A 19,786-nucleotide genomic window follows, 5' to 3' on the forward strand; every position below is an offset into this window, starting at 1 on the left:
TGGCACGAACGCACCCTAGGGCATGGGAGAGCACGGTACCGGCGCCGTCCCCGCTTGCGTTCAATGCTTGTAGCATTCGTCTCAGCAGCGCCGTCGCGCTTGCACGAGAGACGAAGAAGGGGCCACCGGGTGACCGACACCGCCGGGACACCGGGATCACAGTCCGCCCTGCGCCAGGCCAACGAACGCCGCATCGTGGACGCGCTCCGCAAGGAGGGCACGCGCACCCAGGCCGAGCTCGCGCGGGCGACCGGGCTGTCCGCCGCCAGCGTGTCCAACATCGTGCGCGGACTGCGCGCCGCGGGCACCGTCTCAGTCCGTGACACGGCCTCGAACGGGCGCCGTGCCCGCGCGGTCACCCTGCTGCGTCCGCCCGGCGCGGTGGTGGCCGTGGACTTCATGCCCGCCCGGATCCAGGTGGCGGTCGGTGACAGCGACGGCAACATGCTCGCCCGGGAGGCGATCGCCTACGACGTGGCCGCCGACGCCGAGCGCGGTGTGCGCCGGGCCGCTTGGCTGACGGAGACCACACTGCAGCGCGCCCGCATCGACGTGGGCACCGTGTCGGCGGTCGTGGCCTCGGTGCCCGCGCCGATCGACCCGGGCACCGGCGAGGTCGGCCGGATCTCGTGCGTCCCGCGCTGGGCGGGCCACCGTCCGGCCAAGGCGCTGACCGAGCGGCTGGGCCTGCCGGTCGTGGCGGAGAACGACGCCAACCTCGCCGCGCTGGCGGAACAGCACCGGGGCGCGGGCGAGGGCGCCCAGCACGTGATCACCCTGATCATCGGTGAGGGCGTGGGCGCGGGCATCATCCTGTCCGGCCGGCTCTTCCGCGGATCGGGCGGCACGGCGGGGGAGGTCGGCCACATCGCGCTCGACCCGCGCGGTCAGGTGTGCCGGTGCGGCAACCGCGGCTGCCTGGAGACGTTCACGGGCGCGCACTACCTGCTGGACATGCTGCCCCAGAACGTGGACGTCTCGCGCGGACCCGGTCCGGTCGGCGTGCCCGACGTCGTGGCCGCCGCCCTGGAGGGCGACCTGGGCTGCCGGCGGATCGTGTCGGAGGCGGGCACGGCGCTCGGGCAGGGCACGGCGATCATCGCCAACCTGTTCAACCCGGACCGGGTGGTCGTCGGCGGCGACCTGGCCGAGGCGGGTGAGCTGCTGCTCGACCCGATGCGCCGCGCGATGGAGCTGGGAGGGCTCGGCAGCGCGCTGGGCCGGCTCGAACTGGTGACGAGCGCGCTGGGCGGCGACGCCTCCCTGTACGGCGCGCTGCTCATCGCCGCTCAGCGCGTCAGCTGACCGGCGCACGCCGTGTGTGAGGCGCCCGGCCCGTCGAGGCCGGCGGCTCCTACTGTCGCGCGTGGCCGACCCGGCGCCGCGGGCGCGTCCTGCGACGGCCCCGGCCTCGCCATGGGCCCTCGCTCACCCGCACCGTCTGACCAGGGTGTGCACGGTGCGCCACGCCGCGCTCGCCCAAGGCTTGTAGGGCTCGTCACTGTGGGGAGCGTCACCGTCTCGCAGCGTCGGCGGGGGCGCGTGCGTCGCCCGAGTCCGCCGCCGACGAGGCTCCCGAGGGTGCGTTCGGCGACATCCTCCGAGGTCAGGGGCAGGTAAAAAGTTCAGAGACGAGTGATCGGCGCGTACCCTTCACACAAGGTCACGTGTGCTGCGAGCCGCTCTGGCCAGGGGTTTCCATGCCTTTAGTGCTTGAAGGCAACGTCCGTGATGTTTCAGTTATGTGTTCAGGAGTTGACGGCAAGCCCGCCGCGGGGTTGTACTTCACATCATTGCTCGCGAGTTCCCACACCGAAAATCCCCCGTGAAGAAAGGCACAGCGTTGATGACCCGACGCTTCGCAACCCACCAGAAGTTCACAGGCGGCCTCGCCGCCGTCGCGGCCTCCCTGGCCCTACTCGTCTCCGGCTGCAGTGCCCTCACCAACTCCGGTGAAGACGGCGAGCAGGCCGAGCACACGGTCGAGGAGGGCTTCCACGTCGGCCTGCTGCTCCCCGAGCTGCAGACCGCGCGCTACGAGGCCTTCGACCGGCCCTTCTTCGAAGAGGCCCTGACCGAGCTCTGCCCCAACTGTGAGCTCTCCTACGCCAACGCCGACCAGGACGTCGACGAGCAGCAGACGCAGGCCCAGGCCATGCTGACCGACGGGGTCGACGTCCTCGTGCTCGGCGCCGTGGACTCCCAGGCCGCGGCCGGCACCGTCAACGAGGCCCGCTCGCAGGGCGTGCCCGTGGTCGCCTACGACCGCCTCGCCGAGGGCGGCGCGGACATGTACGTCTCCTTCGACAACCACCGCGTGGGCCAGGTCCAGGCCGAGGCCCTGCTGGCGGCGCTCGAGGAGAGCGGCACCGCGGGCGACGGCGAGATCGTCATGATCAACGGCTCGCCCACCGACCCCAACGCCGGGGACTTCAAGGCCGGCGCGCACGAGATCTTCGACGGCCAGGTCGAGATCGGCCAGGAGTTCGACACCCCGGACTGGTCGCCCGACGAGGCCAACAGCCAGATGGAGGGTGCCATCACCTCCCTGGGCGTGGACGAGATCATCGGCGTCTACTCCGCCAACGACGGCATGGCCTCCGGCATCATCTCCGCGCTGCGCAGCGCGGGCGTGTCCACCGAGGACCTGCCCCCCGTGACCGGTCAGGACGCCGAGCTCCACGGCATCCAGCGCATCATCGCCGGTGAGCAGCACATGACCGTCTACAAGGCCATCCAGCCGGAGGCCGAGATCGCCGCCGCGATGGCGGTCTCGCTGGCCACCGGCGAGGACCTGGACGCCGGCGAGTACTCCCTCACCGACGTCGAGGACGCCAACGGCGAGGCCGTGCCCTCCATCCTGCTCGAGCCGATCTCGGTGACCGAGGAGAACATCGGCGACACCGTGGTCTCCGACGGCATCTACTCCATCGAGGAGATCTGCACGGCCGACTACGAGGAGACCGACTTCTGCCAGGAAGCCCTCTAACCGGGCCAGGCGCCACGCCCCGGGCGGGGCGGGCGGACGGTGAGTCCGTCCGCCCCGCTGGGTCGAGAAGAGAGAAAGAGCGCATGAGTACACCCGTCCTGGAACTGTCCGGGATCTCCAAGACCTTCGGGGCCGTCCGTGCCCTGAGCGAGGTCGACTTCCACGTCGACCCCGGAGAGGTCGTCGCCCTGCTCGGCGACAACGGCGCCGGCAAGTCCACCCTGGTCAAGGTCATCGCAGGGGCCCACCCCGCCGACAGCGGCGGGGTCATCACCTGGGACGGGCAGCCGGTCACCATCGGTGCCCCGTCCGATGCCCAGAAGCTGGGTATCGCGACGATCTACCAGGACCTCGCGCTGTGCGACAACCTGGACATCGTCGGCAACCTGTTCCTCGGCAACGAGAAGCTCCACTTCCCCGGCACCCTCGACGAGGTCGAGATGGAGAGCCGGGCGCGTGAGCTGCTCGACTCGCTGTCGGTCAGCATTCCGAACCTGCGCATCCCCGTGGCCTCGCTCTCCGGCGGCCAGCGGCAGATCATCGCGATCGCCCGCTCCCTGCTCGGCCAGCCGCGCGTGGTGATGCTCGACGAGCCCACCGCCGCACTGGGGGTGGCCCAGACCGCCCAGGTGCTCGACCTCATCGAGCGCCTGCGCGACCAAGGGCTGGGCGTGGTGCTCATCAGCCACAACATGGCCGACGTGCGCGCCGTCGCCGACCGCGCCGTCGTGCTCCGTCTGGGCCGCACCGCCGGGGACTACCCCATCGCCTCGACGAGCTACGAGGAGATCGTGGCCGCCATCACCGGCGCCGCCGACAACCCGGTCACCCGGCGCTCCAGCCGCACCGGTGACTCGGCCCTGGCCACGGAGGACAACCGATGACACAGCAGACTCACGCCGCGCCCGCGTCGGGCGAAGGGGCGGGCGCGCCCGGCGGGCCCAAGCGCGACCCCCGGCTCCTGGTCACGGCCGCCTCACCGAGCGGTTGGCTCAAGGCGCTGCGCCGCAACCTGCGCGGCGGCGAACTCGGGCCCGTCCCGGTCATCGTCGGCCTGATCCTCATCGCGATCGTGTTCCAGTCGATGAACGACCGGTACCTGTCGCCGCAGAACCTGTCCAACCTGACCGTGCAGATCGCGGCCGTGGGTCTGATGACCACCGGCGTGATCATGGTCCTGCTGCTGGGCGAGATCGACCTGTCCGTCGGTTCGGTGTCCGGATTGTCGGCCGCCGTCCTGGCGGTGCTGGCGGTGCGCTTCGGCGTCTCCGAGTGGGTCGCGATCGGCGTGGCGGTCCTGGTCGGCCTCGCGGTCGGCCTCCTGCACGGCGTCATCTTCGCCAAGCTCGGCGTTCCGGCCTTCGTGGTCACCCTCGCCGGCCTTCTGGGGTGGCAGGGCCTGCACGTCTACCTCCTGGACAGCTCCGGCTCGGTCAACACCAGCCCCAACGGCGCCATCGCCATGCTGACCCAGACCTACTTCGTCCCGCTCGTGGGCTGGGCGCTCGTGGTCCTGACCGTGGCGCTGTACATGACCGCGGTGTTCACGGTCGAGCGCAAGCGCCGTCTGGCCGGGCTGCCCTACAAGCCCCTCGCCGAGGTGCTCTTCCGGTCGGCGCTGCTGACCGTGCCGCTGGCGGGCGGCGTGTGGGTGCTCAACCAGTACAAGGGTGTGCCGCTGGCCTTCCTGATCTTCGTCGGGTTCGTGGTCGCCCTGGACCTGGTCCTGCGCAAGACCCGGTACGGCCGCATGGTCTACGCGGTCGGCGGCAGCTCCGAGGCCGCTCGGCGCGCCGGCATCAGTGTGGACTTCATCCGGATCTCGGTGTTCGGTATCGCCTCCACGCTGGCGGCCCTGGGCGGCATCATGCTCGTCTCCCGTAACTTCGCGGCGAGCGTGTCCACCGGTGGCGGTGAGGAACTGATGATGGCCATCGCGGCCGCGGTCATCGGCGGTACGAGCCTGTTCGGCGGTCGGGGCAACGCCTACTCCGCGCTTCTGGGCGGTCTGGTGCTGGGCGCGATCGCCTCCGGCCTGCTCCTTCTGCAGATGGACACCTCGGTGCGCTTCATGATCACCGCCGCGGTGCTGCTGGTCGCGGTGATCCTGGACGCCATCTCCCGGCGCGGTCGCAAGACCCACGCCAGGGGCGGCGCCTAGGGACCGTTCCTCCCCGGGCCCGCGGCGGCGCGGGACGGCGGAGAAGACGGGTGCCCGCGAGGACCCGACGGCGCGCCCGCCCGGACCCCACAGGGGGCCAGGGCGGGTGCGCCGTGGCGTGGGCCCGTCCGGCTCCACAAGGGCTCCGGGCGGGCGCGCCGTGGCGTGTGCCGACCGTTCCCCGGTGCGGACATCCGATGTCCGGATCTCCTAATCCCGGTCGGATGGATCGACATATAGCCTCGGCGTCCTCATGATCGAAGACATCGCACGCCCCGCCGCCCAGGGACTGGCCGGCTCCACCGACATCTGGGTGGTGCTGCTCATCGCCGGCGCGGCCGTCCTGGCCGGAGCCGCCGTCCAGAGCACCGTCGGCCTCGGCCTCGGCCTGGTCGCCGCTCCCGTCATCTCCTTCCTCGACCCCACGCTGATGCCGGGGGCGATGCTCATCGCCGCCGTCCTGCTCCCGGTGCTCACCCTCCTCCAGGAGTGGCGGCACGTGGACTGGCGGGGCATCGCGTGGGGGCTTCCCGCGCGCCTGCCGGGCACGATCGTGGCGGTGTGGGTGGTGGCCGTGCTGGCGCCCCGCGCCCTGGCCGGGGCCGTCGGCGCCATGGTGCTCGCCGCGGTCGTGCTGTCGGTGTGGTCCTTCCGGGTGCGCATCACCCCGGTGTCCCTGGTGGTCGCCGGCTGCCTGTCCGGCTTCGCCGGGACCGCCACCTCCGTGGGCGGCCCGCCGATGGCGCTGCTCTACCAGCACGAGCCGCCCGCCCGGGTCCGGGCGACGCTGGCCGCGTTCTTCCTGTTCGGATCGACACTGTCGCTGACCGCGCTGACGGTGGGCGGTCAGATGGACACCCGCACGCTGGTGGCGGGGCTGGCGATGATCCCGTGTGTGGCCGTCGGCTTCGGGGTGGGCAATCTCCTGCGCCGGCGGGTCGACGCGGGATGGCTGCGCCTGGCGATGCTGTGCCTGGTCACCGTCTCGGCCCTGGGCCTGCTCGCCCAGGCCGTCCTCGGGTAGGGCGTGTTCTGTGGGTGCCGCTGGGGCGCCGCACAGCAGGACGAGTATCCACAGGACACGCCCTGGGGACCGGCCGGGTCGGCGGCGGCCGCACCGCGTCCCAAAGGCGGTAATGTACGCCCAAACCGTAGGGCGGGGCCGTCAACGCGTGCGGTGCGGCCCACCGAGCGGGGCGGCCGGACGGGACTTCGCGGTCCGGGGTAGCCCGACCTGGGCGGGACCCGTCGGATCGGGCCCATAAACTCGGGTATGTATACCTGCCGGTAGCCGGTTCCGATCCATGTCAGGGGTCGGGCGGGGCACAGTTGACGGACACGCTGGACGAGGGGACTGACGAGACAGTGACACTGTTCGAGTCGATACAGAATCCGGAAGCTCTCAAGAGGCTCCCGGCCGACCAGCTCCCAGCGTTGGCCCAGGAGATCAGAGACTTCCTGGTCGTCTCCTGCGCCCAGACCGGCGGCCACCTGGGGCCCAGCCTGGGCGTCGTCGAACTCAGCATCGCCCTGCACCGCGTCTTCGAGTCCCCGAAGGACCCGATCCTCTTCGACACCGGTCACCAGGCCTACGCGCACAAGGTCCTCACCGGGCGGCACGACTTCAGCAACCTCAAGTCCGAGGGCGGGCTGTCCGGCTATCCCTCGCGGGCCGAGTCCGAACACGACTTCATCGAGAACTCCCACGCCTCCACCGCCCTGTCCTACGCCGACGGCATGGCCAAGGCCAACGAGGTCCAGGGCCGCACCGACCGCACCGTCGTCGCGGTGATCGGTGACGGCGCCCTGACCGGAGGCATGGCCTGGGAGGCGCTCAACAACATCGCGGAGAAGAAGAACCGCCGCCTGGTCGTGGTGGTCAACGACAACGGCCGCTCCTACTCGCCCACCCGGGGCGGGCTCGCCGACCACCTGTCGTCCCTGCGGCTGGCCCCCGGCTACGAGCAGGCGCTGGACCTGGCCAAGAGCACCCTCAACCGCACCCCCGTGGTCGGCCCGCCCCTCTACGAGGCCCTGCACGGCCTCAAGAAGGGCGTCAAGGACGCCATCCAGCCGCAGATGATGTTCGAGGACCTGGGCCTGAAGTACCTCGGCCCCATCGACGGCCACGACGAGCAGGCCCTGGAGAAGGCCCTGCGCCGCGCGCGCGACTTCGGCGGACCGGTGATCGTGCACTGCATCACCCAGAAGGGCAAGGGCTACGCCCCCGCGGAGAACCACGACGAGGACCAGTTCCACGCGCCCGGCCCCTTCGACGCCGCCACCGGTGAGGCCAAGCCCGGCCCCAACGTCGTCAAGTGGACCTCGGTCTTCGCCGACACCATGGTGGAGATCGGCCACGAGCGCGAGGACGTCGTCGCCATCACCGCGGCGATGCTCCACCCGACCGGGCTGCACAAGTTCGCGGCCGCGCACCCCGACCGCATCTTCGACGTCGGCATCGCCGAGCAGCACGCCGCCACGGCGGCCACCGGCATGGCCATGAACGGCCTGCACCCGGTCGTGGCCGTGTACGCCACCTTCCTCAACCGCTGTTTCGACCAGGTGCTCATGGACGCCGCCCTGCACCGCCAGGGCGTCACCTTCTGCCTGGACCGCGCGGGCGTCACCGGCAACGACGGCGCCAGCCACAACGGCATGTGGGACATGTCCATCCTCCAGGTGGTCCCGGGCCTGCGCCTGGCCGCCCCGCGCGACGCCGAGCGGCTGCGCACCTCGCTGCGCGAGGCGATCGCCGTGGAGGACGCGCCCACCGTGGTGCGCTACCCCAAGGGCGCGGTCGCCGAGAATCTTCCCGCCATCGACAAGCTCGGCTCCATGGACGTGCTCCGCCGCGCCACCGAGGGCGGGCGCTCCCGCGACCTGCTCATCGTGGGCGTCGGAACGATGGCCCAGGTCGCCTGCGAGGTCGCCGATCGGATGGCCGACCAGGGCATCGGCGTCGGCGTCATCGACCCGGTGTGGGTCAAGCCCCTGGACGAGGCCCTGGTGGCCGAGGCGGCCGAGCACAGCGTGGTCGCCGTCATCGAGGACAACGGCCGCACCGGGGCGGTCGGTGACGCCGTGGCCCGCCTGCTGCGCGACCACGACGTCGACGTGCCCGTGCGCACCTTCGGCATCGAGCAGGAGTTCCTGGACCACGCCAAGCGCGACCGCATCCTCCAGCAGCAGGGCCTGACCCCCCAGGAACTGTCCCGCAAGCTCACCGAGGCCGTCCTGCGGCGCACCGAGGCCGGCCACGGCCACGAACTGGCCGACGAGACCGCCTGACCCCACCCCCCCAGACGTCGTACGAGGGTGCCCCGACTGCCAGGTCGGGGCACCCTCGTCGTCAGCCCTGACCCGAGGAGAGCAGACGGTCGACCAACGAGGCCGTCTGAAGTGCGGGCGTCCCGGGTTCGGTCTCGTCGTCAGCGCTCAGCGCCCACTCGGCGCTGCGGTCGTCCCGCAGATCGAGTTCGAGGGTGAAGCCGGTGTCCGGGTGGCTCACGTCGAGGTGGCCGTGGTCGTTCTCGGAGACGACGACGTTCAGTCCTGCGGTGCGAACGAGGTCGGCGACGGTCTGCACATAGCGGTCGAACTGGTCCTCGGAGAGCAGCTCGGGGATCTCGGCGTCGATGGAGGTGTCGACGCCGTCCCACTCCTTCGGGACAATGAGGGCTGGGAGTGCGTGGACTTCGGTCATCGGGGTCGCCTCTCCTGTAGGGCACTGCCCGGAGCGTCTACGAGGGCCGAATCTCATCTGACCGCTCCGGGCAGTGGTCTGTTCGAAGCAGGCCAGAGGTGCCTGCACACTCCAGTCGCTCCGCGTGATCTCTGCTCACTTGCTGCAATGGTGAGCCACGCCTAGGATGGTGTCAAGCGGTCTACCAAATTTGGCACTAGGAGTCTGGATGGCGCGCAAGCGCAAGGCGACACTGAGGGCCCAGTGGCTGGGCAAGCTCCTGAAAGAACTCCGCCTTGAGAACGAGCTGACACTCAAGGAGGTCGGCGAGCACGTACGTCGTGATTTCAGCACGCTGAGTCGCATCGAGTCGGGGATTCAGCCCATTCCCCAGCCCGAACTGCTCGCCCTGATGGACCTGTACGGGGTAGAGGGGCGGTACCAGCGTGAAGCGCTGGCTCAACTGGGTGCCGAACAGACCAAGACCGGCTGGTGGGACAGGTATGCCCGCGACACCACGGACTGGTTCATCGACTACGTGTGGTTGGAGAGTCGAGCACGGCGTATTGATGCCTTCGACAGCACGGCGATCAACGGCCTCCTCCAGACCTCCGAGTACGCCGAAGCACTTATGCGCGCGGTGAACCCCACAGACTCCGCCTCACAGACCGAACGGGGTGTAGAGCTGCGTATGACCCGCCAACGCATCCTGGAGGGCGACGAGCCCACGAAGCTGCACGTCGTCATGGACGAGGCGACGCTCAGACGGGTCGTCGGGGACAGGGAAGTAATGCGGGCGCAACTACGCCACCTTCTGAAGCAGGCCGAAGAACCTCACATCGACGTGCGAGTGATTCCGCTGGACCACGGTGTCCTCGCGAGCCTCGATGGAGGATTCCGCCTGATCAAGATGGATGACCCGTTTCCCATCATCGGTTACTTGGAGTGCCCGGCCGGTGGTCTCTACCTGGAATCCTCGGACGCGGAGCAACTGGTGGCCCGATACGATCGGCTGCGCGCGGCGAGCCTGAGCCCTGGTGAGTCCGCCGACCTGATCGCCTCGATCGAAAGGGAGCTGCGATGAAGCACGACGAATCCGCCGTATCCGGCTGGAGGATCAGTAGCTACAGCGCGGACACCGGCCGGAGCTGCGTGGAGGTCGGCTGGACCCCGGGCGCCGCCGCTGTACGGGATTCGACGCAGCGCGGTCTCGGGTACCTCGCCTTCGAACCTCAGGCGTGGGCCTCCCTGACAAGCGCCCTCAAACAACGTGCGTGAGGCCGTCCCGCCGACGGCGGGACGGCCTCACGGCGTCCGGTGGGGCCCTCCGTCCTAGGGCTGGATCTCGCGCTCGCCGGTTCCGGCGTCCGGCGCGCGGCCGATCTCCGGGCGGGCCTCGACGCGGTCCGGGACCAGCTCCTGGTCGCGCAGTTCGGCGGCCACCAGGTCCGAGACCACTGCGGCGCCCGCGATCGACAGGTGCGTGTCGTCACGCAGCTCACGGGTCAGGTACAGGTCCTTCGCGGCCTCCGGGCCCAACCCCTCGACCAGGTCCCGGCTCAGCTCGGTCAGGTCGATGAGGGCGGTGTCCTCGGCGGCGGCGACCGCGCGCATCTCGGCGGGCAGGTCCACGCCGAGACCGTTGACGATCAGGCCTACCTCGTTGAGGCTGTCGCCGGTGAACCAGCGCCGCACCACCGGGGTCACCAGGACGGGTTCGGCGCCGGTGGCGCGGATGCGGGTGACGGCCTCGGTGAGGTTCGCGCGGAACTCCTCCGCGCTCGTCTGCTTGTCGTTGTGCCCGACCTGGTACAGGACCGTGTCCCCTGGCCGGAGCCGCTGCTCGACCGCGGGCAGCAGGGCCGGGTGGGCGAGGACGGACTCGCTGCCCTCCCCGGAGTCGGCGTAGTTGGCGACGGTCAGGCCGTGCCGGTAGTGGGCGGGCAGCATCTGGCCCCAGCCGGTATAGGGGTGGGTGCCCTGGTCGGTGACGGTGGAGTCGCCGAGGAGGTAGAGGTCGGACCGGTCGGCGGGTGCGGGCGCGAGCCCGATCGAGTCGACGCCGGGGGCGGGGCCGTCGAAGACCAGCGTGAGCCCCGGCTCGCCCGGACCGGCCCCGCCGGTGGGCTCGCCCTCCGGATCGCGGACGTCGACGGTGAAGGTCGCGCGAGCGGTCTCGCCCGCGTCGGTGCCGGTGGCGGGGACCATCAACCGGCGGGCCTCGGCCCACACGGCCGTGTGCGCGGCCTCGGGGCCGCCGAGCTGCACGGTCACGTCGTACCGGCCGGGGTCGACGTCGAAGCGGCAGACGACGGGCGCCGTGCCGGTGCACTCCTCCAGGAGCGCGGGTTCGGGACGCGGAGCCGGACCCAGGCCCTGGCCGGGTCCGGCGGCGTGGGCGGGTGCGGCCACCGAGGTGGCGAGGGCGAGGGCGGTGAGCCCCGTGATCAGACGGCTGGTGCGCACTGCGTTCTCCAGGGGGTCGGGAGGCGGGGGAGGGGCGGAGCGGAACTTCGCGGGCCCGGGGGCGCTCGTGGCGGCGCGCCCCCGGGCCCGCGGCACGGCCTAGGTACGCGGCAGCTTGTCGCCGATCAGGGCCAGGTTCTGGATCGCGGCCAGACCGAACAGCGCCGTCGTGTTGGTCGACACCCACGGCGCGCTGTCGGCCGGGTTGAGGGTGTGCTCGGACTCCGTCGAGCTCCAGTCGCGGTCGTGCGGGTACTCCCAGCCGTCCTGCGGGTCCAGGAACTGCCGCCACGCGCGCTCGGCGTAGGCGTCCTCGCCCAGGCGCACGGCGGCGTAGGCGTCCAGACGCGAGTGGCCCTGGCGCAGGATGAGGTTGCCGAAGTGCTCGCCCACCTCCTCCGTCTGCTCCTCGCGCGTGGCGTTGTACAGGCGGCAGTACTGCAGCCAGGCCTCCTCGAACTCGGGCATGTCCACCAGGTCGATCAGCTCGGCGCACACCTCCACCTGGCCGAACATCGCCGACAGATGGCTCACGCCCACCGCGGCCTCCGCCTCGGCGAACACCCCGGAGTCCAGGTCGTAGAGGCCCTCGCCCTGGATGAACCCGTTGGGCATGGCGGCGATCGACTCCATCGTGCCGCGCAGCTTGGCCTCGGCGGTCTCGGCCTTGGGCCCGCGGCGCTCCCACTCGGTGAGCCAGGCGAACGCCAGGCCGCTCCAGTCCGTGCCCAGGCCGATCGCCAGCGCGTTGCGGTCCGGCTCGTAGGGCTCGGTCCGGATCTTGCGCAGCGGGTCCAGCGCCAGGAAGGTCTCGTCGGAGTCCACCAGAGCGCGCATCAGGTCCCCGGTGCGCTCGTCCGCGGTCAGGAAGTAGAACATCCGGCGGTACCCGGCCGTGGAGATGCGCTGCTGCTTGGCACTGCACCCCCAGTGCTGCACGTTGTGGCGGGTACCGAGCCCCGCCCACTGGCCCAGGTGGTACACGTCCACCTCGCCCGTGTGCCGCGTCATCGCCTCGGCCATGCGGAACACGTCCGCGCGCCCGGAGCGCATGAAGGCGTACCACAGCCACAGGTCCGGCGAGAGCTCGGAGTTGTCCCAGGCGTAGCCGCCGATGTCGTACCGCCACACCTGCCGGTCCTCGTCGAAGGTGTGCATGATGTCGCCGTAGTCCCAGAACCCGTACCAGTGGCGCTGTTCGACCTGCGCGGAGTAGTAGTCGAAGAGGAAGTCGAGGTTGGCCTCGATCTCGGCCTTGACGGGGTCGGTGCGGTCCACGGGCGCGAACAGGCCGCCGAACACGCCGGCGGAGGTCAGGTGCGACGTCGAGTTGACGATCTGCGGCGTGGCGCTCACCGTGCGCCCCATCGCGCCGAGCCGCTCGGCCGACGGCGTGGCCGCCACCGCCCAGAACGTCAGCTCCGTGGTCCGGGCGATGCCGTAGGGCGTGCCGAAGTCGGGTTCGTAGTCCTCGTAGTTGATGTTGAGGCCGTCGAGCTGGTCGGCGTGGGTGTCCTGGCCCATGCCGTCGTGGTAGAAGCGCGTGTCCATCGGACCGGCCTCGGGCGACCACATCCAGATCGTCGCCTGCGCCTCGTCGGTGTGGGCGCCGCGCACGTCGAGCTGTGCCGGATGGCGCTGCCAGAAGTCGCGCATGCCGAACACCAGACCGCCGCCCACTCCGCCCACGTACCCGGTGCCCGCGGCGCGCCGGCCCTGGTCGACCGGCACCCACCCGTGCCCGGAGGCCGTGCGCTTGCGCACGGAGAACCCCTCGGAGGTGAGCTGGCTCAGCGTGTGGTCGCCCCAGGCGGGCACGTAGTGCATCCACTCGCCGACCCGCGGGTCCCAGGTGCCGATGTCGGGGAGCCGTTCCCCGGCCACCTGCGCGGCCCGCACCTGCGCGCTCGGGTCGCGGCGCAGCCCCGTCACGCCCTGGACGGCCTCGGCCACCATGCGCTCCCCGCCCGACAGCAGCCGGACGTGCCGGTTGTAGAGCTCGTCGTGCATCGGCACGGCGAACCGCATGCCCAGGCCGGCCACGAAGTCCGTCGTGCCGTCGCTGTCCAGGACGAAGCTGTGAACCACGCGGAAGGAGTCGGATCCGGCGAAGAAGTACAGCCGCAGCGTGAACGGCAGCCACCCCTGGCGGCCGTTCACCTTGCCCCGCCGCGCCGCGCGGTGGGTGCCCTCCACGCGCACGACCGCGCGCACCGGGCCCTCCTGCTCGACCGTCACCTCGTCCACCCAGCTGCGGTAGGCGTGCCGGCGGGCCGGGGCCGCCTCGACGTCGTCGACGATGTCGTCCTGCTTGAGCGCGACCAGTTCACCGTCACTGGCGATGACGACGCCGTCGCGCTCGACGCTGGAGACCACGTACTGGCCCCGGGTGGGGATCTTCGCCGTGATCACGCCGGTGGAGACGGTGACCTCCCGGCCGCCGGTCGCGACCGAGACCGCCGTCTCCGGTTCGGCCGGCGTCCCCTCCCCGAGCGTGTACTCCTCGTGGGCGGCCACCGAGCCGGGGATGGCGTGGCCGGTCCACTTGACCGTCCCGTCCGGCCAGAACGCCGTCGGCCAGGTCTGCAGCGGGGCGGGTGTGCCGTCAGCGCCGTGCAGGGCGAAGGAGGACCCCTCCGCGACGGCGCCCTTGGGCCAGGGCGTTCCCCAGGTGGCGCCGGGGAGTTCGGAGGGCACGCCCTCCAGCCACCGGACACCGACGTCGGGCGCGCCCGCGGGTTCGGTGGGCAGGGTCGCGGCGGCGACGGTCTCGCCCCAGCCCGCGTCCACCGCCATCGTGGTGAGCGGGACGGCCACCCCGGTGGCGGCCATGCCCTTGAGGACGTCGCGTCGGACGTACTCCGTCCTCGTGCTCTCCTGTGTGCCTGTCTGCTCGTACACGTGTGGTGCCTTTCCACCGGCTCGCACGGAGCCGGACGTGAACTGCCGGGACCCCCGCCCCGTTCGTCACCCCGTGGTCCGGACCGCCTCCCTTCCCTCGGCGCGTACCTCCACGGCCGCGGCGGCCAACAGCGCCTGGCCCAGCACGAGCGGCGCCATGACGGGCACCGCCGTGGCGATCACGGCGGCCGCGACCACCGCCAGGACCACCAGGGCCGACCCGTGGAGGTCGCCGGTGATCCGGTCCGCCCCGGCGCGGGCGGCGCCGCGCCAGTCCATGCCCGGCCGCCAGCACGCGACGATGCGCAGCAGCGCCGCGGCGGCCGCCGTCACGGCGACGGTGGCCGCCGCGGACCACGCCTGGGCCCCGGGCAGCCCCGCCCCGGCCGCTCCGTGGCCCACCAGGAGGACGGCGACGGCCGCGGGCGGAAGGAGCAGGACGGGAGGGCCGGCGCACAGTGCCTCGCGCAGGCGCACCGCGAACAGCGCGAGTCCGGCCGGCCCGGTCCGCGACTCGCGCAGGACCGAGCAACCGGCCGCGACCGCGGCCAGGGCCGGCACGACCAGCAGCGCGGCCAGCGCGGTCAGCACCCCGACCAGCAGGGACTCGGCGAACAGGCCCAGGCGTGGGAACACGTCACATCACCCCTTCAGGCCCGACGTCGCCATGCCGTCGATCAGGTAGCGCTGGAAGGCGGCGAAGAAGAGCAGGACCGGCAGCATCGACAGCACCGACAGCGCGAACATCGGGCCGAAGTTCGCCACCGACTCCTGGGTGTCGACGAACAGCCGCAGAGCCAGCGGCAGCGTGTAGTTGTCCGGTGAGGACAGGTAGATCAGCTGCTGGAAGAAGTCGTTCCAGGTCCAGATGAAGGTGAAGATCGCCGTGGTGATGAGCGCGGGCCGCAGCAGCGGCAGGATCACCAGGGTGAAGATCCGGAAGGGTCCGCAGCCGTCGATGCGCGCGGCCTCGTCCAGGTCCTGGGGCAGTTGGCGGACGAACTGCACCATGAGGAAGACGAAGAAGGCGTCGGTGGCCAGGAACTTCGGCAGCACCAGCGGCCAGAAGGTGTCGACCATGCCCAGCTGCTGGAAGATCGTGTACTGCGGGATCAGCACCACGTGGTACGGCAGCATGATCGTGACCAACATGAACGCGAACATCGGCGTGCGCAGGCGGAACCGCAGGCGGGCGAAGGCGTAGGCGGCCAGTGAGCAGGTGAGGACGTTGCCCACCACCGCGCCCGCCGAGATGAGCGTGGTGTTGAGGAAGAACCGCCACACCGGGACGCCCACGCGCGGTTCGAGCGCGGCCGCGTAGTTGCTCCATTCCCACGTCTGCGGGATGAGCGCGACGCTCGTGACGATCTCGCGGCTGGGCTTGAGGCTGCTGGCCAGCATCCACACCAGCGGGTAGAGCATGACCACCAGGATCGCCAGGACCAGCGCGTGCCAGGCGAGCTTGCGCATGCGTGCGGGCGTCATCGCTTCTCCCCCGCGTAGTGCACCCAGGAGCGGGCGCTGCGGAAGATCAGAACCGTGACCAGCGCGATGCCCAGGAGCAGGACCCAGGCCATGGCCGAGGCGTAGCCCATGTTGAACTCCACGAATCCCTTCCGCCACAGGTAGAGCGTGTAGAACAGCGTCGTGTCGCTCGGACCGCCGGTGCCGCCGCTCACCACGAAGGCGGCATTGAACACCTGGAAGGCGTTGATGGTGTTGAGGACGAGGTTGAAGAAGATCACCGGCGAGAGCATGGGCACCGTGATCGACCGGAACCGCTGCCAGGCGTTGGCGCCGTCCACTGCGGCGGCGTCGTAGAGCTCCTGCGGGATCTGCTTGAGCCCGGCCAGGAAGATCACCATGGGCGCGCCGAACTGCCACACGATCAGCAGCACCAGCACGGCCAGGGCCAGCTGGGGGTCGTTGACCCAGCCGCGCGAGGGCATTCCGAACAGGCCGGAGAGCTGGTCGGCCGGACCGTCGGCGGTGAACAGCGAGCGCCACACCAGGGCCAGCGCGACGCTGCCGCCCAGCAACGAGGGCGCGTAGAACGCGGAGCGGTACACGCCCGACATCCGGCTCGCCCGGTTCAGCAGCAGGGCCACTCCCAGGGCGGCGGCGAGCTGGATCGGGACGCCGAAGACGACGAACCGTACGGTCGCCAGCACCGAGTTGCCGAACCTGGGGTCGTCGGTGAGCATCCGCTCGTAGTTCTCCAGCCCGATCCAGTTCGGTGTGGAGAAGAGGTCGTAGTCGGTGAAGGACAGGTAGAGCGAGGCGAGCATGGGGCCGAGGAACAGCAGCAGGGCACCGAGGATCCACGGGGACAGGAACAGGTAACCCGTGGCGGGGTGGTCGCCGTAGGTGCCGCTCCGCCGCCGGGACCGGCGGGCGGCGGAGCGGGTGGAGGTGGTCGTCATGTCGCCGTTCAGTCCTGGTTGTCGGCGATGACCTGCTCGGCCTCGGCGTAGAAGGCGCGCGCCTGCTCCTCCGGGGCGGCCCGGTCGAACATGACGTCCTCGTAGTAGGTGGTGAAGAGGTCGAACAGGGTGCTGGCGCCCTGCGGCGGGGCGGGCGGACCCTCCTTGAGCTCGGGGCCGACCAGCTCCTCGTACTCGTACACCTGCTGCCAGGCGCCCTCCAGGTCCCCGGCGATGTGCTCGCGGTTGGTCTGGTTGGCGGGGAGCCCGAAGGTCATGCCCAGCGCCTCGGCGGAGGCGGGCTCGTTGACGATGTAGTCGATCAGGGCCAGGGACTCCTCCTCGTGGGAGGTGCGGGCGCTGGCGCTGATGAGCATGGCGGGCTCGGCGTACAGGCCGAGGGAGTCGGACTGGGGGAGCGGGGCGAGGGCGAAGTCGCCGTCGAACTGGTCGGCCTGGTCGGGCGCGAAGGTCGAGTCCGGGGTGAACTCCGACGCCGACCGGCGCTGGATCAAGGGGGTCCCGGCGGTGGTGTCGTTGGTGATCTCGCCCGGGGTCGTGGCTCCGGCCTCGCGGAACTCCGTGGCCATCTCCCACCACTCGACGACGTCGTCGGCGGTGTAGCCGAGCTCGCCGTCCTCGGTGTAGAGGGACTTGCCCTTCTGGCTCAGGTAGACCTTGAACCAGGACTCGATGCCGCCGAAGTCGCTGGCGCCGTAGATCTCCTCGTCGGTGTGCTCGGAGACCAGCTGGGCCGCTTCGAGGTAGTCGTCCCAGGTCCAGCCGAGTTCGGGGGCCTCGGCCCCGGCCTCCTCCCACAGTCCGGGGTTGTAGGGCATGGTGATGGTGATCTGGCTCATCGGCAGGCCCCACAGGTGGTCGCCGTCGGTGCCCAGCCCCATGACCTCGGGGGTGATGTCGTCGGTGCGCACGCCTTCGCCGACGTGCGGCGCCAGGTCCATGACCACGTTGCGGCCGGTGTACTCGCGCAGGTGCCGGTCGCTCATGAGGAACACGTCGGGGGCGTTGCCGCCGGCCATCTCGGTGTTCATCCGCTGCCAGTAGGGGTCGTACTCGGCGACGGTCGTCTCGACCTGGATGCCGGGGTTGTCGTCCATGAACGCCTGGACGGCGCCCTGGACGATCTCGTAGCGCTCGTCGCTGCCCCAGATCGCGAAGCGCAGGGTGGTCTCGTCGTCCGACCCGCCGGTACCGCCGCAGGCGGTCGCCATGAGGGTCAGGGCCAGCGCGGTGACCGCGACCGGTGTCTTCTTCACGTGGATCTCTCTCGTCTGGCCCAGATCTGGAGAGACGCGCCGCGCGAAACTGAGCAAGCGCTTTCCACGACCTGGGGGATGGCTGTTGGGAGGCTCGTTGGCTGGTGGCGCACGCGGACCGGGGCCCCGGAGGACCGCACGAGCCGTGTGCGTCCTTGGATTTAAACGTCTTAATGCCAGGTGGACAAGACCCTGGGTCGGAGTGAACGGAGGGAGTGGTGCGGGCCGCGGTCGGGTCAATGGCGGGGTCGAGGGCAGCGTCATCCCTGTTCAGAAGCGCTGAAGGCAGATCAGTAAAGTCAGTTTCCTGTTACCTGATCGCAATGAAGTGGATCACACTCGCGGCCACTGCCGACGGGCTCATCGGGGAGAGGTCGATCAACTGGTTAATACGTTTTAAGTCCCCTCGACCACGCGTCGTCCAAGGGGTTCGGGCCACGTGGCCGCCGCGGCTGCCACAATGGCGCCATGACCTCACCCGCATCCGAGCCGGCGCGCCCCGACGCCGCCGGTCCTCTGCGCGTCGCCGTCATCGGCTCCGGACCGGCGGGCGTCTACACGGCCGACGCCCTGACCCGGCAGTACCGTGTTCCGGTCCAGGTCGACGTCATGGACCGCCTGCCCACCCCCTACGGGCTCGTGCGCTACGGCGTCGCCCCCGACCACACCAAGATCAAGGGCGTGGCCCGCGCGCTGCGCACGGTCCTGGAGCGTCCCGAGGTGCGCTTCGTGGGCGGTCTGGAGTTCGGGACCGACCTGACCCGCGAGGACCTCTCGCGCGTCTACCATGCCGTGGTCTACGCGACCGGCGCCAGCGTCGACCGCCGTCTGGGGGTGCCCGGTGAGGAACTGCCCGGGAGCGTCGCCGCCACGGACTTCGTCAACTGGTACTGCGGCCACCCCGACAGCGAGCTGGAGCGGTTCGTCCTGGACGCCGAGCGGGCGGTCGTGGTCGGCGCGGGCAACGTCGCGCTGGACGTGGCCCGCATTCTGGCCAAGACCGCCGACGAACTGCGCCACACCGACATCCCCGAGCCCGTCCTGGACGCGCTGGCCGCCAGTCGCGTACGCGAGGTGCACCTGCTGGCGCGCCGCGGCCCGCTCCAGGCGCGGTTCACCGCCCCCGAGCTGCGCGACCTGATCGACCTGCCCGGCGCCGACGTCCACGTGCGCGCCGACCAGGTCGACATCGACCCCGTCCAGGTGGGCGGCGGCGCTCCTGAACTGCGCGACGTCTCACGAGCCGCGCGCACCAACCTGCGCCTACTCTCCGAGCTCGCCGAGCGTGCGCCCAGGGGCCTGCCGCGCAGCGTCCACCTGCACTTCTGGTCGCGCCCGATGCGGATCCTGGGCACGGACCGCGTGGAGGGGGTCCGGGTCGAGAGCACGCGGCTGGACGCCGAGGGCCGGCTCGAGGGCACGGGTGAGACGACCGACCTGGACGCCGGGATGGTGCTGCGCTCCGTGGGCTACGCCGGGGTGCCGCTGACGGGCGTGCCCTTCGACGACCGGCGGCGCACCGTGCCGCAGGAGGACGGGCGGGTGCAGGACACGGAAGGGGCCGTGGTCCCGGGCGACTACGTCGCCGGGTGGATCAAACGCGGCGCCACGGGGGTCATCGGGACCAACAAGTCCGACGCCGCCGCCACCGTCCGCTCCCTGCTCGCCGACGCCGGCGCCCTGATGGCCGCCGCCCCGGAGACGGTGCCGCTGGAGCGGCTGCTGGACGAGCGGGGGCTCGTGCACTACGACTACCAGGACTGGCTGCGCATCGACACCGCCGAGGCCGAGCAGGCCCGGGACCTGGAGCGCGGCGAGCGTGTGAAGCTGCACGGCTGGGACGCCTACCGCGACGCCGCCCGCGGCTAGGCACGGTTCCTCGCG

Annotated in this window: 16 protein-coding genes; 9 read left to right on the forward strand and 7 right to left on the reverse strand. The window is 70.9% G+C overall.

Annotated elements, in window-relative coordinates; all coding sequences use genetic code 11:
- Nucleotides 1-129: 129 nt before the first annotated feature.
- The 6 genes from DFP74_RS17755 to dxs all read left to right on the forward strand — a co-directional run bounded on the left by DFP74_RS17755 (nucleotide 130) and on the right by dxs (nucleotide 8,441).
- Nucleotides 130-1,305, forward strand: a complete 1,176-nt coding sequence (locus tag DFP74_RS17755) for an ROK family transcriptional regulator (protein WP_121182923.1) — start codon at nucleotides 130-132, stop codon at nucleotides 1,303-1,305.
- Nucleotides 1,306-1,846: 541 nt separating this feature from the next.
- Nucleotides 1,847-2,989: a sugar ABC transporter substrate-binding protein gene (locus tag DFP74_RS17760; protein WP_121182926.1), complete on the forward strand. Its 1,143-nt coding sequence runs from the start codon at nucleotides 1,847-1,849 to the stop codon at nucleotides 2,987-2,989.
- Nucleotides 2,990-3,072: 83 nt separating this feature from the next.
- Nucleotides 3,073-3,873 (forward strand): ATP-binding cassette domain-containing protein, encoded by an 801-nt coding sequence (locus DFP74_RS17765; protein WP_121182928.1) that lies wholly within the window; start codon nucleotides 3,073-3,075, stop codon nucleotides 3,871-3,873.
- Nucleotides 3,870-5,150, forward strand: coding sequence for a sugar ABC transporter permease (locus tag DFP74_RS17770; RefSeq protein WP_121182930.1), 1,281 nt, complete (start codon nucleotides 3,870-3,872; stop codon nucleotides 5,148-5,150). Before DFP74_RS17765 ends, DFP74_RS17770 begins: the two co-directional genes overlap by 4 nt.
- A 253-nt stretch (nucleotides 5,151-5,403) precedes the next feature.
- The gene (locus DFP74_RS17775; RefSeq protein ID WP_121182932.1) at nucleotides 5,404-6,174 is read left to right on the forward strand and encodes a sulfite exporter TauE/SafE family protein; all 771 of its coding nucleotides are present in this window, start codon (nucleotides 5,404-5,406) and stop codon (nucleotides 6,172-6,174) included.
- Nucleotides 6,175-6,515: 341 nt separating this feature from the next.
- Nucleotides 6,516-8,441, forward strand: a complete 1,926-nt coding sequence (gene dxs, locus DFP74_RS17780; protein ID WP_121182934.1) for a 1-deoxy-D-xylulose-5-phosphate synthase — start codon at nucleotides 6,516-6,518, stop codon at nucleotides 8,439-8,441.
- Nucleotides 8,442-8,502: 61 nt separating this feature from the next.
- On the opposite strand, the gene DFP74_RS17785 is transcribed toward dxs, so the two are convergent.
- Complete coding sequence (locus DFP74_RS17785; protein WP_121182936.1) at nucleotides 8,503-8,856, reverse strand: hypothetical protein; 354 nt, start codon at nucleotides 8,854-8,856, stop codon at nucleotides 8,503-8,505.
- 208 nt (nucleotides 8,857-9,064) lie between these two features.
- Between DFP74_RS17785 and DFP74_RS17790 the strand changes: the two genes are divergently transcribed.
- Together DFP74_RS17790 and DFP74_RS17795 are read left to right on the forward strand one after the other, a co-directional pair.
- The gene (locus DFP74_RS17790) at nucleotides 9,065-9,919 is read left to right on the forward strand and encodes a helix-turn-helix transcriptional regulator (RefSeq protein WP_158613012.1); all 855 of its coding nucleotides are present in this window, start codon (nucleotides 9,065-9,067) and stop codon (nucleotides 9,917-9,919) included.
- Nucleotides 9,916-10,113: a DUF397 domain-containing protein gene (locus DFP74_RS17795; RefSeq protein WP_121182940.1), complete on the forward strand. Its 198-nt coding sequence runs from the start codon at nucleotides 9,916-9,918 to the stop codon at nucleotides 10,111-10,113. Before DFP74_RS17790 ends, DFP74_RS17795 begins: the two co-directional genes overlap by 4 nt.
- 54 nt (nucleotides 10,114-10,167) lie before the next feature.
- Here DFP74_RS17795 and DFP74_RS17800 read toward each other — a convergent pair whose 3' ends face one another.
- From DFP74_RS17800 to DFP74_RS17825, 6 genes are all read right to left on the reverse strand, one after another.
- On the reverse strand, nucleotides 10,168-11,301 hold the full coding sequence (locus DFP74_RS17800; RefSeq protein ID WP_199725692.1) for a rhamnogalacturonan acetylesterase: 1,134 nt from the start codon (nucleotides 11,299-11,301) through the stop codon (nucleotides 10,168-10,170).
- A 99-nt stretch (nucleotides 11,302-11,400) separates the two neighbouring features.
- On the reverse strand, nucleotides 11,401-14,202 hold the full coding sequence (locus DFP74_RS17805) for a Tat pathway signal sequence domain protein (RefSeq protein ID WP_233571017.1): 2,802 nt from the start codon (nucleotides 14,200-14,202) through the stop codon (nucleotides 11,401-11,403).
- A gap of 66 nt (nucleotides 14,203-14,268) precedes the next feature.
- The gene (locus tag DFP74_RS17810) at nucleotides 14,269-14,838 is read right to left on the reverse strand and encodes a hypothetical protein (protein ID WP_121182942.1); all 570 of its coding nucleotides are present in this window, start codon (nucleotides 14,836-14,838) and stop codon (nucleotides 14,269-14,271) included.
- Between the two features lie 6 nt (nucleotides 14,839-14,844).
- Complete coding sequence (locus DFP74_RS17815) at nucleotides 14,845-15,687, reverse strand: carbohydrate ABC transporter permease (protein WP_121182944.1); 843 nt, start codon at nucleotides 15,685-15,687, stop codon at nucleotides 14,845-14,847.
- Entirely contained in the window at nucleotides 15,684-16,625 is a 942-nt protein-coding gene (locus DFP74_RS17820) for a carbohydrate ABC transporter permease (protein ID WP_121182946.1), read from the reverse strand. The genes DFP74_RS17815 and DFP74_RS17820 overlap by 4 nt, the downstream gene beginning before the upstream one ends.
- Nucleotides 16,626-16,633: 8 nt before the next feature.
- On the reverse strand, nucleotides 16,634-17,902 hold the full coding sequence (locus tag DFP74_RS17825) for an ABC transporter substrate-binding protein (protein ID WP_158613013.1): 1,269 nt from the start codon (nucleotides 17,900-17,902) through the stop codon (nucleotides 16,634-16,636).
- A gap of 468 nt (nucleotides 17,903-18,370) precedes the next feature.
- On the opposite strand from DFP74_RS17825, the gene DFP74_RS17830 reads away from it, so the two are divergent.
- Nucleotides 18,371-19,771, forward strand: coding sequence for an FAD-dependent oxidoreductase (locus DFP74_RS17830; protein ID WP_121182950.1), 1,401 nt, complete (start codon nucleotides 18,371-18,373; stop codon nucleotides 19,769-19,771).
- The last annotated feature ends 15 nt before the right edge of the window (nucleotides 19,772-19,786 follow it).

Source organism: Nocardiopsis sp. Huas11 (genome assembly GCF_003634495.1).
Classification (GTDB): Bacteria; Actinomycetota; Actinomycetes; order Streptosporangiales; family Streptosporangiaceae; genus Nocardiopsis.